The organism is Dermabacter vaginalis (assembly GCF_001678905.1).
In the GTDB taxonomy this organism is placed as follows: Bacteria; Actinomycetota; Actinomycetes; order Actinomycetales; family Dermabacteraceae; genus Dermabacter; species Dermabacter vaginalis.
In genome coordinates this window covers 509,847-524,232 of the sequence record NZ_CP012117.1, presented here as the reverse complement: position 1 = coordinate 524,232, position 14,386 = coordinate 509,847, and the positions used below count along the sequence as shown (strand labels likewise).

The window sequence follows — 14,386 nt, the reverse complement described above, 5'->3', positions numbered from 1 at the left end:
GTTCACGGCAATCGCCACTGCACGTTGTGTTCCACGACGTCCTCGTCGTCGTTGGTAAAGGTGAGAATCTTTTCGCCCTGCCCCATGACCTCATCGGGAAAGCACACGAAACCGGATGTCGACTCGCCTTCTTGCAAAATCTCGGGGATGAGTTGGCCCGGCACGATCATGGGGCGCGAACGCACCCCCTGGTGCGTGCTGCTTGTCAGCCAAAACATCGCCGCGTTCGCATCACCCTCGTTGCTCTTCGAGGTGATTTCCACGGTGATGCACTGGGAGGGTCCCGCATCTGTAGGCTGTTCAGGGTGGAAGCCGTTGTCCACGACCGTCACGGTCACCTTGCCAGCATCGACCGGAGTTCCGGGCGTGCCTTGCTGAAGGGGCGCGGGCGGTGGCGGTGGCGGGTAGATTTCCTCGTCACCTCCGCCAAGCGTGATGCCGTACTGCATCCCGGTGGGACTAGGTGAGGGCGTGATCGCTGCCGTTTCGGGTGTTTCCTCGCTACCGGCTTCGGCACTCGCCCCCTGGCTCGTGAAAAGAACATAGGCGAACACGCCGAGAACCGCGAGAATCGCGACACTCACCATGAGATTGCCGCCAATCAGTAGTCCGGTGAGAGCAGGATTTCGCGGGGGTTTTGGGGGCTGCTGGCTCATGCCAGGTTCGAGTGGCGGTGCGCTCATGCGGCCATCATAATCGCCGCACACACAAAAAGGTATGGCGCGTCACAAGATTTCGTTGAGCGACGGCACGAGAATCGCCCCGCACCATGCTCCTCAACAGAGCAGGCACGGGGCGATGTCGCGTGAATGTTGAGCTGATCGCTACAGCATGGCGATGAGGCCAATGATGATCGAGACGATGCCGATCAGAATCGAAATCACCGAAAGCACGGCAGCAATGATGCCAATTACCTTGCCGCTTCCGCCCTTGAAGCCGCGTGCCGCGCCCCAGATACCGAGCACGAGACCCACGATGCCGAGCGGGATCGAGAGCGCGTAGACGAGCATGATCGGCACGAACGTAAGGCCGATGCCGATGAGGGCGAGCACGATGCCGATGATGGCAAGCACGGTGCCGCTCTTCTTCGGGGCAGTGTCAACGGCAGGCGCCTGCGGCTGGTTGTAGCTCGCGGGGGTCGCGTAGCCGTTGTTCGCACTCTGGGCAGAGTAGGCGCTCTGTGCGCTTGGGGCGCTCTGCGCGAACGGGTTGGCACTCGAATTTTGCGCGCTGTAGCCACCCTGCGGGGCAGACTGGTGAGGGCCGGAATTCATCGCACTGTAGCCGCCCTGCGGGGCCTGCTGACCCTGCTGGCCGTAGCTCGACCCGCCGTAGCCCTGACCGTACTCTTGACCGTAGCTCTGCTGCTGGGTCTGTTCTCCGTAGCTCTGCTGGCCATAATTCTGACCGTAGCCCTGCGCCTCGTTCGACGAGCCGTAGCTGGGGGCTCCGCTCGCGGTGCCGTAACCCTGCGCCTCGTTCGAGGAGCCGTAGCTGGGGGCGCCGCTCGCGGTGCCGTAACCCGGGGCCTCATTCGAGGAACCGTAGCTCGGGGCACCGTAACTGGGAGCGCCGTAGCTCTGAGCCTCGGGAGCTGCACCTTCGTGGCCGGGAGCGCCGTAAGAGGCATTCTGCGGCGCCTGCTCATTCGACTGCTGAGCAACATTCTGTTCGCCGCTGAATGAAGGCGCACCGTATGCGCCGTATTGCGTGGCCTCTTCGCGAGGCTGCTCAGCCTGCTCAGGCTGCTCGACGTGCGCAGGTTCGCTTTGAGCGCGGTCGTTCTGCGGGGCGTCGCTTCCTGCCGAGTCACTCTGGGAAGTGCTCTGCTCCGGCGCGCCGTAGGTCGGTGCCGCGGGAGCCGATTCCTCTGCTTTACCGTACTGAGCCGGCTGGAACGTCGAACCGTACGACTGCACGCCACTATCGTGCGAAGTCGCTTCGGGATTCTGCAAAGCTTCAGGGGACTTTCGGTCTCCCTCAGCCTCAGCATTCTGCGAGGCGAACGGTCCAACCTCGTGCACAACGCCGCCCTCGGGCGTCGCAGCGGCGGACTCGTCGTGCGAAGGGGCGAGCGCTTCCTGCGCCTGCCAATTCGGCGCCGATGGCTGCTCCTGCTGGGCGTTCTCGACGCTCGGCGGATTCTCGGGGTTCTCGGGCTTTGGGTAGCCCTGGGGGTTGTTGACGGGATCGTTGCCGTAAGGAGTACTCATGCCCCCATCCTAAAAGCGGTTTCCTTAGAAACCTTTGGCAACGAGTGGGCCGGGGTGCCGTCGGATCTCAGGCCTTCCCCACCGGCATGGTGAACAGAAACGAATACGAGATCAGCCCGAAGAACACGAGCGGGAACGACGCGGCGATCGCGGCAAACGAGAGGAGGGCGCTTCCGCCCAGTCGCTGCGAAAGGCGAACGCTCACAAACGCGAGCACGAGCGCGAGAACCGCGAGGGGCAGTGTTCCAAGGCCCATGCGCGCGAGCGGTTCGAAAAACGAGCACACGGCGCAGACAACACCGAGAAAGCTCAGCACGAGCGAGAGCGCGGCGAGGCCGAGACCCGTGCCAAAGAGATATTTGAGGAACGCGCCGCTACGAGAGGTGCGCGCGGGCGTGAGGTCCCAATTCGAAGCGCCCTCAAGCATCGAGGGATTGAAGCGTGGGGCCTCGCTCGGCGTTTTCCTGGTGGGTCCTGATGTACTCATGCGGCAAGGTTACTGAGTGTGCCGGCACCGTGGGGCGCGCAGATTGTCGCAATTTCGAGACAGCGACCGCGACGTAGGCCTCGCGAGCAAGCGACGTCGAGCTTCGCCTATCCGTGACGGGAGGGGACGCCCGCTAGATGTACTGACCGGAGATGTTGATCGAGTCAGGCAGTGGTGAGCCAGTCTTGAATGTCCTCTGGTTTGTGGATTAGGAGGTCGCGCCGTCCGGGGCGGCGTTCGATCCACCCTCGGTCGATGAGGGCGCGCATGAGCGCGGCTCCGAGTCCTCCAGCGAGGTGGTGGCGTTGCTCGGTCCAGTCCGTACACACCTTCAGCAGGGGACGACGCCCAGCCTGCACCACGGCGAGGTCAATACCGATCCGGGCGAAGTGCTGGGCAGCGTGGGGACCCAGCACGTAGCCGGTGGCCGTCGGGCCGGCGATGGCATCGAGCGGACCCCGAACGGTGCCCTGGATGCCGTCGGTGCGGCGCAGTGTCTCGACCTCGACCAGGCCCGCCAGGATGTCGGTGCCCAGACTGCCGGCCAGGTGGTCGTAGCAGCTGCGCGCCACCCGCAACCGGTCCCACTGGCTGGCCTGGCGTAGCCCCGTGACGCCAGGGGTGGACGCCAGAGGGATCAACGACTCCAGGACCACCGCGACGTGGGGGCCTGCGAGCCGGTAGCGACGCACCCGTCCCTCGGGCTCGACGACGAGCAGTCCTGCCCCCGCCAGGCGGGACAGGTGCTCGCTGGCGGTGGAGGTGCGCACCCCTGCCACCTGGGCCAGGCGCGTCACGGGGCGGGCGTTGCCGTCGAGCAGTTCGAGCATCATCGCGGCGCGTGACCGATCGGCGAAGTGCGCGGCCACCGAGGCGATGTCTGGCTGTGGGTCCATGGCACCCATTCTCACCCCGTCACACTTCGACCGCCACCGAAGCGTCCATACCTCATCGTGGTAGACATGAACCTCTCTCCTGATGCCCCCGCCTCACGCCGGGGTGGTGCCCGCCGCAACGGCGGGACATTCCTGCTCGTAGTGTTGTGCATCCCCATGTTCCTGGTGCTGCTGGATGTGTTGGCCATGAACGTGGCGATGCCTACGGTCGGCCGCACCTTCCATGTGCCCGTGGCGCGCTGGGCCCAGGTCGTGGATGCCTACACCGTGCCCCTCGCCCTCGCGCTGCTGCCCGCCGGGTGGTTGGTCGACCGCATCGGGCCACGTCGCGCCCTGCTGGTCGGCATCACCGTGTTCACCGCCGCGTCGTTGCTCGGAGGGCTGGCCGGGACATGGCTCGTGGTCCTGATGGCCCGCTGGGGTCAGGGGTTGGCTGCTGCCGTGATGCTGCCGGCCGGGTTGGCCGCCCTGAGCCAGGCATGGCCCGAGCCCGGTGAGCGAGCCAAGGCCTTGGGGGCCTGGTCGAGCATCAGCGCCGTGGCGACCGCGCTGGGACCCGCCGTGGGCGGTCTACTCGTCGCCGCGCTGTCATGGCGGGCCGTGTTCTGGATCAATGTGCCCCTCGGCCTCTTCGCCGCGTGGGGGACCGGGCGCCAGCTGCATGCGGCTCGCCCTGCGGTCCTGCACGCCGGCCCGCCCGCCGCCGCTGGTCGAGGTGAGATGGCCAAGCGTGCGCTGGTCGGGTCCGTGATCGCGGCCGCGATGATGACCTCGGGCGCGAACGGCACTCTCCAGGCCGTCACGGTCCACTTGCAGTCCGGGCTCGGGATGGGTGCCGGGCCGACTGGACTGCTGCTGTTGCTCGCCACAGCGCCATTCGTCGTGCTCGGCCCCCTCTCGGGGAGGGCTGTCGTCCGCCTCGGCCGACGCCGCGTCGCTGCCCTGGGATTCGGCGTCGGCGCCGTGGGACTCGCGACGCTGGGCCGGCTGCCGGGAACCATGGGGCTCGCCCCAGGGCTGCTGGGCATCGGGGTCGGCCTCGGGTTGATGACCTCCGCCATCGTGGGCGAAAGCCTGTCCGCCTGGCCTGGCCGCCCAGGAGTGGCCAGCGGGCTCAACAACGCCCTCCGACAGACAGGAACCAGCCTCGGCGTGGCCCTCGGAGGCTGGGCAGCCGGATGGTGGAGCGGAACGCCGCTGCTCGTGAGAACCGGAGCCGCAGCAGGACTTTGGTGGGTCGGAGCAGCCGTCCTGGTCTTGGTCACTTTCACCCGCTCCCGCAGGTCGAGGAAGAACCCGCGATGAGCCACCCCAACGCTGCCCTCACACCCCGCCACCGACTGATCGTCGCCCGGCTCGTGGTCGACCAGGGCTGGCCGGTCAGCGAAGTCGCAGCCCGATTCCAGGTCTCCTGGCCCACCGTGAAGCGCTAGGCCGACCGCTACCGCACCGGCCAGTCCATGCAGGACCGCTCCTCACGGCCCCACCGGTCGCCGAACAAGACCAGCCAAGCCACGACCAGGCGTTGCATCCAGCTCCGCCTGCGCCTGCGCGAAGGACCGGTCCAGCTCGCGTGCCGGCTCGGGATCGCCCCGTCGACGGTCCATCGGATCCTGGTCGACGCGCACCTGAACCGGCTTTCCCATGTCGACCGCGCCACGGGAGAGCCCGTTCGCTGTTACGAGCACGACCATCCCGGGGCGATGCTGCACGCCGATGTGAAGAAGCTCAGCAACATCCCTGACGGCGGGGGCTGGCGCTACGTCGGCCGACAACAAGACGACCGCAACCGCGCTGCCACCCCGGACAAGCCTCGCAACAAGTGGCGGGACCCGTTGATGGGAAAGGCGTACGTCCACACCGTCATCGATGACCACTCCCGTGTCGCCTACGCCGAGATCCATGACGACGAAACCGCCCTCACCGCCACTGCCGTGCTGGTCCGGGCTGTCGAGTGGTTCAACCAGCGTGGCGTCACCGTCGAGAGGGTGTTGTCCGACAATGGAGGCGCCTACCGCTCACACCTGTGGCGAGACACCTGCCATGAGCTCGGGATCAAGCACAAGCGCACCAGGCCCTATCGGCCGCAGACCAACGGGAAGATCGAGAGATTCCACCGCACCCTGGCCGACGGTTGGGCCTACGCCCGCTGCTACACCTCTGAAGCCGAGCGCCGCGGTGAGCTCGAGGGCTGGCTGTACTACTACAACCACCACAGGCCCCACACCGCCTGCGGCAACCAGCCACCCTTCACGCGATTAACGAACGTCCCCGATCAGTACAGCTAGATGTATGAGGTCATGAGGTTGTTGACTCGTGTCGGTGTCGCAGAGGCGGGCGGTTGCCCGTCGTGAGCGCCGTGGGGACGGTGATAGTTGTAGTGCCGGTTCCACACTTCGAGCGCGGTAGCGCGTTCGTCTTCTGAGCGCCAGGTGCGAGCGTAGAGAAACTCTTCGGCGAGGATCCGGTTGTAGCGCTCGACTTTGCCGTTGTGTCGGGGCGTGTATGGGGTGATGCGCTGGTGTCGGCTGGTCCCGACTGCGTCGCGGAAAGCTGCGGATCGGTAGCAGGAGCCGTTGTCGGTTACGACGCGCTCGATCCCGGCGATGCCGTGCTCGGCGAACCAAGCTCTTGCACGCCCGAGGAACGCGACGGCAGTGACGGCTTTCTCATCCGGCAACGCTTCGGTGTACGCGAGTCGGGTGTGCCCGTCGATGGCCGAATGCAGATAGACGTACCCCGTCTTCGTGCCTCGGGTCTTCTTACGTGCAACAGCTTTAGCCTTCTCGCTGCCTTTGCCGTGCACGCGCCACCCGCCGCCATCGGGGATGCGACCGACCTTCTTCACGTCCAGGTGCACCATGTGGCCGGGACGTTTGGTGGTGATGTGTTGCGGTTCCCGGTTCGTCTCGCCGTTGGGGTCAATAAACTTGCGCTGGTTCAGGCCCAGCTGCGCGAGGAGCCGGGTGATGGTGCGCCGGCTGACCGGTGTTCCCGCTTGCTTGAGCTCGAATGCGATACGCGACGCCGACCATTTATGTTCTCGTCGCATTGACTCGATCTGCTTCACGAGGCGGCCAGGCGTTGCAGAGGGCTGCCGGATCGGCGACGACGAGCGGTCCATTAGGCCGACCTTCCCGAATCGTTTGTATCGGTTGACCCATTTCGAGGCGGTCGCACGGGAGACCCCCATCTCGGCGGCAACATGAGAAATGGGTCGAGTCCGACAGCGCGCGACGAGTCGACGACGACCTTCGACCGTCAGGGGCGCGTTTGCGTGCGTCACTTGACCACCTCGCTCTCGACGGGTGCAATCAGCCGAAGAAGCGGAACTGCGAGCAGTAGTGCCGTGGTGGTCACGAGCACGGCTACCCAAACGGGTCCGAGCGCGCCCGGCATAACGCTGAGTGCGGCAGAGGCGAGCACGGGACCGGCTGCCGCGCCCACGTTGAGTGCCGCTGTCGCGTATGACCCCGCCATGGTGGGCGCACCCGCCGCGGCATAAAGCACTCGCGTGATCAGCGTGCTCCCGACGGCGAACCCCACCACACCCTGAGCGAAAACGAGCCCGAGCAGGGCGACGGGGTTCGTTGCGAAGAGCGCCAGCGCGACCCACCCGAGCACCAGAACGCTGCCACCGCCCACGATGACGATGCGGGGTCGGGCATCCGAGAGCCGTCCCGCAACGGTGACGCCGATGAAGGAGCCGACGCCGAAGAACACAAGCGCCACCGGCACCCACCACTGGGTCAGGCCGGCGGTGTCCGTAACGATCGGCGCGAGAAAGGTCAGCGTGGCGAATGTGCCGGCATTCACAAGGGCAGCGAGCAGCATCGTTAGGACGAGGCGCGGAGAGGACAGCTGCGCCAGCTCCACGCGCAACGAGGTCGAGGACGACTCCTCCTTTGACGAGTCGTCGGCTTTAGTGGTGAAGCCCGCAGCGATGCCGATCGCAGCGGGGATGCAGAGAAGTGCGATCGCCCAGAACGTCGACTGCCAGCCAAGTGCCGTACCAAGTAGCGTACCCGCGGGGACGCCTGCGACGGTGGCGACGGTGGTACCCGCCAGCAGAACCGCCACGGCCCGACCTTTGGCATCGGGTGCTACGAGTTTTGTTGCCGCACCCAACGCGACCGCCAAGAAGCCTGCATTAACGATCGCCGCGATCACGCGCGTGATAAACAGAACAGTGAAGTGCGGGGTGAGAGCCCCGATGATATGGGTCAGCGCGAAACCGATCACGCAACCCAGGAGTGTCGCTTTTACAGGGAGGCGACGAGTGAACGCGGCCATCACAGGTGCACCGATTACCATCCCTGCGGCGAACGCCGACGTCAGGAGACCAGCGGTCCCCACGGAAAGGCCGAAGTATCTGGAAATGTCGGGCACGAGGCCGGCGAGCATGAATTCGGAAGTACCCATGGCAAAGACCACCAGGGCAAGAAGATAAAGAGCGAAAGGCATCGAGATAGCTCCGAAGCGAGAGTACGAACAAGAGAACGTCTCGTCACCACGGTCAGCGCCCAAAGGACACCCGAATGACATGCTGCACGTAGCGGGCAGCAGGGAGCTAGGGGCTCAGCTGAGGTGAGGGGCTGACGGCGTGACCGAAAGCCCCTGAGTGTCCGATTCAGGGCTCGACATACGACTCATCGTAGCCGCTTACGTCGCCACCCACAAAGCACGTCAACAACCTCATGGCCAGCAACAACTAGAGGGCCTCTCGTACGAGCCTCGCGGTCTCACTCGGGCTCGTTCCCACGCGCACGCCTGCGGCCTCGAGCGCCGCCTTCTTCGCGCGCGCCGTGCCGCTTGAGCCGCTCACAATTGCGCCCGCGTGCCCCATTGTTTTGCCTTCGGGGGCGGTAAAGCCGGCGATGTAGCCAACGACGGGTTTCGTGACCTTCGCGCGGATGAATTCGGCGGCGCGCTCCTCGGCGTCTCCCCCGATTTCACCGATCATCACGATGAGCTCGGTCGCGGGATCGGCCTCAAAAGCCTCGAGGGCGTCGATATGGGTCGTGCCCACGACCGGGTCGCCGCCGATACCGATCGCGGTCGTGAAGCCGATGTCGGAAAGTTCGTGCATCATCTGATACGTGAGGGTGCCCGATTTCGAGACGAGCCCGATTGGGCCCCGGCCCGTGATGTGATCGGGGATGATCCCTGCATTGGACAGCCCCGGCGAAACGATCCCCGGGCAGTTCGGCCCGATGATACGCGTGCGGCCGCTCGCCTTCGCGCGCGCATGAAACTCGACCGTGTCCAGAACCGGGATGCCCTCCGTGATGACGACGACGAGTGGCATGCCCGCCTCGATCGCCTCGATCACGGCCCCCTTCGCAAATCTGGGTGGCACGAACACCACGGACACGTTTGCGCCGGTTTCGCGCATCGCCTCGGCCACCGTGCCAAAAACGGGGGTCCGACGGTTGCCGAGGTCCACGTCGCTCCCGGCTTTCTTCGGGTTGACCCCACCCACGATCTGGGCGCCGGCGGCGCTCATGCGGCGCGCGTGCTTGAGCCCTTCGCTTCCGGTGATGCCCTGCACGATGATGCGGGAGTGGTCGTCAAGAAAAATCGCCATGGTAGCCCTACTTTCCAGCGGCGAGCGCGGCGGCTTGCCTCGCGGCGTCGTCCATTGAATCCGCGATGTGCACGAGTGGGTGCTTCGCGCGGCGAAGAACCTCGCGCCCCTCCTCCACGGCGTTGCCGTCGAGCCTCACGACGATCGGTTTCGTCGCGCGGTCACCGAGCTTCTCGAGGGCGCCCACGATGCCGAGGGCGACTTGATCGCACGCGGTAATCCCGCCAAACACGTTGATAAATACGCTTTTCACCTGAGGGTCGGCGAGGACCAACCCGAGGCCGTCAGCCATGACGCTCGCCGAGGCACCGCCGCCGATATCAAGGAAGTTCGCGGGGTGAATCCCACCAAAGTCACGGCCCGCGTAGGCGACAACATCGAGAGACGACATCACGAGACCCGCACCGTTGCCCACAACGCCGACTTCGCCATCGAGCTTCACGTAATTGAGGCCGAGGCGCCGCGCTTCCTCCTCGAGAGGGTCGGCATTTTCTTCCGCGGCGAAAGCGGCGAAGCTTTCGTGGCGGAAGAGAGCGTTATCGTCGATGGAAACCTTGCCGTCGAGCGCGAGGATCTCTCCCCCCGCGGTTCTCACGAGAGGGTTGACTTCGACGAGGGTCGCGTCTTCGTCGCGATACACCTCCCACAGCCGCTCGAGAACCCGGGCGATGGCGCCGACCTGCTCGACATCGAAGCCCGCAGCTTCGAGAAGATCGCGCGCAGCTTCCGCTGTGAGGCCCTCGAGAGGGTCAATCTCCACGCGGGCAAGTGCCTCGGGGCGCTCTTTCGCCAGCTGTTCGATCTCTACGCCGCCCTCCTTCGAGCACAGAGCCGTGAGGCCGTGCGAGGAACGGTCCAGAAGGATAGAGAAGTAGTACTCCTCGGCGATCTCGGCGCCCTCGGCAACGAGCACGGAATGAACCGTGTGGCCCTTGATGTCCATGCCGAGGATCGCGCGTGCGGCCTCTTCGGCTTCGACTGGTGTGCGCACGACCTTAACGCCGCCGGCCTTACCGCGACCGCCGACCTTGACCTGGGCCTTGACGACAAGCACCGGTGTACCGAGTTTGTCGGCGGCGGCGCGCGCCTCAGCCGGGGTCCTCGCGAGAATTCCGGGAAGAACGGGGACGCCATGGCGCGCAAACACATCGCGCGCTTGATGTTCGAGAAGATCCACGCGGGTGTCCCTCCATGAGAAGTAGCGTTCTTCCAAGGGTATCGGCACCTCGGCGTCGCCCGCGGAAGGGCAAAAGCGCGTGCCGATCACAGTGAGCCAGATCTTCACAGTGCGGGTGGCCGTTACGATGGAGCAATGACGAGTCCCCGCCCCAAGCGCAAAACTCTCCGCCAGCGCATCATGGACCACCTCTTTTTCTCCGTCGTGGTCATGACGCTCTTTTTCGTGGTCCTCTCACTCATGGGAATCAAGGCGAAGTTCGCGAGCCTCGTCCTGTCGATCCTGCTCACGCTCGCGCTCAACGTGGGGCTCTCCTACTACTACGAGTGGCGCCGCGACCGCGAGCGCGCCGCCATCCGCGAAGGCCGCGCGAATCCGCGCGAGAGCCGCGATGGCGATATTCGCATGAAGGATGAGAAGTAATGGCCGATTGGAAGACCTACGCGAAAGCCGTGCGCAATACGGCGCGCAAGCAGGCTCCCGGCGCGAAGCGTGCCGTGCAGCGGGAGGCCCGCGCCTACGCGAGCGGCGCACAGAAAGTGTGGGAGGCGAAAGCTGCCGATAACGTGCGCCGCGGCGCTGAAAGCGCGAAGAACTCCGCGAGCGAATCTGCCAAAACGATGCGCGCAGCCGCAAAGGTCGCGGGTCGCCGGTATCGCCGCGCGAATATGACGAAGCGCCTTCTCGCCGCCCTGCGCGACACGTCGATCATCGCGCTTTCGCTCGGTGCGATCTGGTTCGTGTTCTCGAGGATCATCCCGATCCCCGTCACGTGGATGCTCGTTCTCCTTGCGGTTCTCGTGCTCTTGCGCATCATTGCCGCGCTCACGCAGGACGCGTACGAAGAAACCGACCTGGACGATCCCGAGGGGATTGCTGGCGAGGATCTCCCGGAGGGTGCGAAGGTCAAGAAGTTTAAGTCCTGACCAACCTCGCTGTGCGCCGATAGCATGAACGGGGCGTTTTTCGCGCCCCGTTCGTCGTCCCCCAGCGCGAAAGGCCGCACGTGCACTCGAGAGATGCTCGCCCCGAAGGTTTCACCCGTCGAAGCTGGCATAGGAAGGCCTCGAAACCCGTCTCCTACTGGATGATCGCGCTCGTCATCGCCGTCGCAGCGCACCCGCTCATCCCGCAGTTCCGGTGGCTTCTTGTGCACATGGTGACCCTCGGCCTCGTCACCACGTCGATCATGGTGTGGGGTCAGCATTTCACGGAGGCTCTTCTCAAGACCCGCCTTGGTGAGGAAACTCGGCCGAAGCAAGTGGCGCGCATTTGGGCTCTCACCGCCTCGATCATCCTCACGATGGCGGGCATGCTCGCGAATCTCCCGCTCCTCACGGTGCTGGGCGCCATCGGCGTGAGCGCCATGATCCTGTGGTACGCCTTCGCTCTTGGTGCGCAGCTTAAGGCGGCCCTCGCTCCACGCTTCGCGTTCGTGGTACGGGCGTACCTCATTGCCGCGTGCCTCCTCCCCTTCGGCGCAGCGCTCGGCGCGATCCTCGCGTTCTCCCCCGGCGAGCCGTGGCAAGGGCGCCTGCTTCTCGCGCATCAGATCGTGAATATTCTCGGCTTCGTGGGCGTCACGGTTTCGGCAACGCTGCTCACGCTATGGCCCACGGTCTTACGCACGAAGCTCGATACGGCGAAAGCCACGCGAGCCTCGCGTTTCCTCATCGTCATGGTGATCGGCACGCTCATCGCGATGCTCGGTGCTCTCGTGGACAATGTTCTCGTGGGGCTCGCGGGTCTCACCCTCTACATTCTCGGCCAGGTCGTCATCGGCCTGCTCCTCGTGGCGCTCGCGCGGCAATCATCCCGCCAGGTGCGCCGCGAGCCACTTGCCCTGTTCCCCGTGCTCTCGATCGGTGCGGGCGCACTCTGGTTCCTCGGCACGTGCGTGGCGCTGTGGGGGCTGTGGTTCAGCTCGATCGGCAGTTCCGACGGTTCCCCGGTCACCTCGCCCCTCAACTTTTCGCTCACCGCGGCACGCCTTCATGACCTGAGCGTCCCCTTCGTCGCGGGTTTCCTCCTCCAAGTGCTCCTCGGCGCGATGAGTTACCTTTTGCCGGCCTCGATGGGTGGAGGCCCGCGTGCTCTCAAGGCTGGCCTCGCCGTCATGAGTCGCTGGGCAGTTTTCCGCGTCGTTGCGCTCAATCTCGCGCTTGGCATGTTTGCGTTCGCGAGCATCTCGGGCATGGTTGGCGAGGCGCTCTTTGATGCTCTCACGTTCGGCACGTTCGCACCGAGCCAATTCGGCTCGGTCACGCGGGTTCTGGTTTCCGCGGTGGCGTTTCTCGTGCTCGCCTCTTTCATCGTCCTCATGCTCCGCATGGTCAAGGTGAATCTGCGCGAGCGCCTCGAATTCAAGGAGCGCTCGGCCCAGCTCGGAATGCCCGGCATAGGTGCTCCCGCAAACCCGCAGCAGTCGGGGACGAGCGGCTCGGCCCCGGCTGCCATTGCCTCCGGCGTGAGCTCCACTCCCGCTCTGGCGCATGAAGGTGAGGCTCGCCGTGAGCCGGCAACACTCGGCCGGCGCCACCTCACGAGCGCACTCGCAGGCGCGGGAACGGTCTTTTCCCTCGCCGCGGTCGGGCGTGCCTTCGACGGCACGCTCGCGGGCGCGACCGCCGTCGGAATCCCCTCCCAAGGCGCCGGCTCCGAGCACGGTGCAGGCCCGGCCATCGCTCCCACCGGCCGCACGACCCGCCTCACGGTCGAAGCCAACGCCGAAATGCGTTTCGTGCCGAATACGCTCGAGGTGCCCGCGGGCGATCGGCTTGAGATCGAGGTGCACAACGTCGATCCCGCGAACACCCACGATCTCGTTCTCGATACCGGTGCCCACACGGAGCGCCTGCATCCAGGTGACACGGTCGTGCTCGAGGCCGGAGTGGTCACCGCGCCCATCGAGGGGTGGTGCTCAATCGTTGGCCACCGCGCGATGGGCATGACCCTCACCATCACCCCAACCGGCGCACGCACGAGCGGAAGTCACAGCAGTGACGGTGGCGCGGCAGGCGTCGGAACGGATCCCCTTGCCCGAGTGAGCGCCGATCTCACCTCCGCACCCGGCTCCTCCCGCACGCGGCGCGATCCGGTGATGCCCGCCGTCCCCTCCCCGGCCACGCCGCAAAAACTCGCCTTCACCGTCACCGAGGAAAACCTCGAGATCGCGCCCGGCATCGCGATGGAGTCGATGGTGTACAACGGCGAGGTGATGGGGCCCGTGATCACCTCCCCCCTTGGCGGAAAAATCGAATTAACCCTCACCAACAGCGGCGACATGGGGCACTCGATCGACTTCCACGCGGGCACCGTTGCACCTAATCGCTACATGCGCACGATCGCACCTGGTGAAAGCCTCACCTACCCCTTCACCACTGACTACGCGGGCGCGTGGCTCTACCACTGCTCGACCGCGCCCATGACGATGCACCTCTCCGGCGGCATGTATGGAATCCTCATCGTCCCGCCGCAGGGACTCGCGCCGGCCGATCGCGAATACGTACTCGTGCAATCCGAGCACTACCTCGCCCCGGAGGCCAGCACCGGCGCGGATGGAAGCCCGGCTCAGGGGCCCGACGGTTGCGCGCTTCACGCCATTTCCTCGGAGAAAATCTTCGCCGAGCGCCCCGACTTCACCGTGTTCAACGGGCACGCGAACCAGTACGTGCACGAGCCGCTCGAAGCGAAAGTCGGCGAGCGCGTGCGCATCTGGGTACTCGCCGCGGGACCGAGCCGAGGGATTGCCTTCCACGTGGTGGGAACGGTGTTCGACACGGTGTTCAAGGAAGGCGAGTATCTCCTGCGCCCCGACAACACGACGGGCGGCGGGGCACAAGCCCTCGATCTCGGCAGCTGCCAGGGCGGCTTCGTTGAAATGGTGTTCCACGAGGAAGGCACGTACAAGGCCGTCAATCACCAGTTCGTGGACCTCGAACGCGGCGCCCTCGCACTCATTCACGTGACAGCCTGAACGCCGGGCACCGGTGGTCCCTGCCCGTGCGCGGCGGTGCGTGGCAGGCT

12 protein-coding genes and 1 pseudogene are annotated in these 14,386 nt (G+C 65.5%); 5 read left to right on the top strand and 8 right to left on the bottom strand.

The window, feature by feature from the left end:
- Nucleotides 1-2: 2 nt before the first annotated feature.
- From DAD186_RS02080 to DAD186_RS02065, 4 genes are all read right to left on the bottom strand, one after another.
- On the bottom strand, nucleotides 3-683 hold the full coding sequence (locus DAD186_RS02080) for a hypothetical protein (RefSeq protein WP_157457070.1): 681 nt from the start codon (nucleotides 681-683) through the stop codon (nucleotides 3-5).
- A gap of 141 nt (nucleotides 684-824) precedes the next feature.
- Nucleotides 825-2,213, bottom strand: coding sequence for a hypothetical protein (locus DAD186_RS02075; RefSeq protein ID WP_065247309.1), 1,389 nt, complete (start codon nucleotides 2,211-2,213; stop codon nucleotides 825-827).
- A gap of 67 nt (nucleotides 2,214-2,280) precedes the next feature.
- Nucleotides 2,281-2,700, bottom strand: a complete 420-nt coding sequence (locus DAD186_RS02070) for a hypothetical protein (RefSeq protein ID WP_157457069.1) — start codon at nucleotides 2,698-2,700, stop codon at nucleotides 2,281-2,283.
- 164 nt (nucleotides 2,701-2,864) lie between these two features.
- Nucleotides 2,865-3,596: an ArsR/SmtB family transcription factor gene (locus DAD186_RS02065; protein WP_082991038.1), complete on the bottom strand. Its 732-nt coding sequence runs from the start codon at nucleotides 3,594-3,596 to the stop codon at nucleotides 2,865-2,867.
- Nucleotides 3,597-3,662: 66 nt separating this feature from the next.
- On the opposite strand from DAD186_RS02065, the gene DAD186_RS02060 reads away from it, so the two are divergent.
- Both DAD186_RS02060 and DAD186_RS02055 read left to right on the top strand, forming a co-directional pair.
- Nucleotides 3,663-4,901, top strand: a complete 1,239-nt coding sequence (locus tag DAD186_RS02060; protein WP_065247306.1) for an MFS transporter — start codon at nucleotides 3,663-3,665, stop codon at nucleotides 4,899-4,901.
- Nucleotides 4,898-5,884: pseudogene (locus tag DAD186_RS02055) on the top strand (IS481 family transposase). The gene DAD186_RS02060 and the pseudogene DAD186_RS02055 overlap by 4 nt, the downstream one beginning before the upstream one ends.
- Here DAD186_RS02055 and DAD186_RS02050 read toward each other — a convergent pair.
- The 4 genes from DAD186_RS02050 to sucC form a co-directional block, all read right to left on the bottom strand.
- Entirely contained in the window at nucleotides 5,881-6,882 is a 1,002-nt protein-coding gene (locus DAD186_RS02050) for an IS481 family transposase (RefSeq protein WP_065247305.1), read from the bottom strand. The pseudogene DAD186_RS02055 and the gene DAD186_RS02050 sit on opposite strands and share 4 nt — an antisense overlap.
- Complete coding sequence (locus DAD186_RS02045) at nucleotides 6,879-8,060, bottom strand: Cmx/CmrA family chloramphenicol efflux MFS transporter (RefSeq protein ID WP_065247304.1); 1,182 nt, start codon at nucleotides 8,058-8,060, stop codon at nucleotides 6,879-6,881. Before DAD186_RS02045 ends, DAD186_RS02050 begins: the two co-directional genes overlap by 4 nt.
- A gap of 247 nt (nucleotides 8,061-8,307) precedes the next feature.
- The gene (gene sucD / locus DAD186_RS02040) at nucleotides 8,308-9,183 is read right to left on the bottom strand and encodes a succinate--CoA ligase subunit alpha (protein WP_065247303.1); all 876 of its coding nucleotides are present in this window, start codon (nucleotides 9,181-9,183) and stop codon (nucleotides 8,308-8,310) included.
- Nucleotides 9,184-9,190: 7 nt separating this feature from the next.
- On the bottom strand, nucleotides 9,191-10,360 hold the full coding sequence (sucC, locus tag DAD186_RS02035; protein ID WP_065247302.1) for an ADP-forming succinate--CoA ligase subunit beta: 1,170 nt from the start codon (nucleotides 10,358-10,360) through the stop codon (nucleotides 9,191-9,193).
- Between the two features lie 135 nt (nucleotides 10,361-10,495).
- Here sucC and DAD186_RS02030 point away from each other — a divergent pair, with 135 nt between their 5' ends.
- From DAD186_RS02030 to DAD186_RS02020, 3 genes are all read left to right on the top strand, one after another.
- Complete coding sequence (locus DAD186_RS02030) at nucleotides 10,496-10,783, top strand: hypothetical protein (RefSeq protein ID WP_065247301.1); 288 nt, start codon at nucleotides 10,496-10,498, stop codon at nucleotides 10,781-10,783.
- Nucleotides 10,783-11,286 (top strand): hypothetical protein, encoded by a 504-nt coding sequence (locus DAD186_RS02025; protein WP_065247300.1) that lies wholly within the window; start codon nucleotides 10,783-10,785, stop codon nucleotides 11,284-11,286. The genes DAD186_RS02030 and DAD186_RS02025 overlap by 1 nt, the downstream gene beginning before the upstream one ends.
- A gap of 80 nt (nucleotides 11,287-11,366) precedes the next feature.
- Nucleotides 11,367-14,336: a multicopper oxidase domain-containing protein gene (locus tag DAD186_RS02020; protein WP_065247299.1), complete on the top strand. Its 2,970-nt coding sequence runs from the start codon at nucleotides 11,367-11,369 to the stop codon at nucleotides 14,334-14,336.
- Nucleotides 14,337-14,386: the final 50 nt, after the last annotated feature.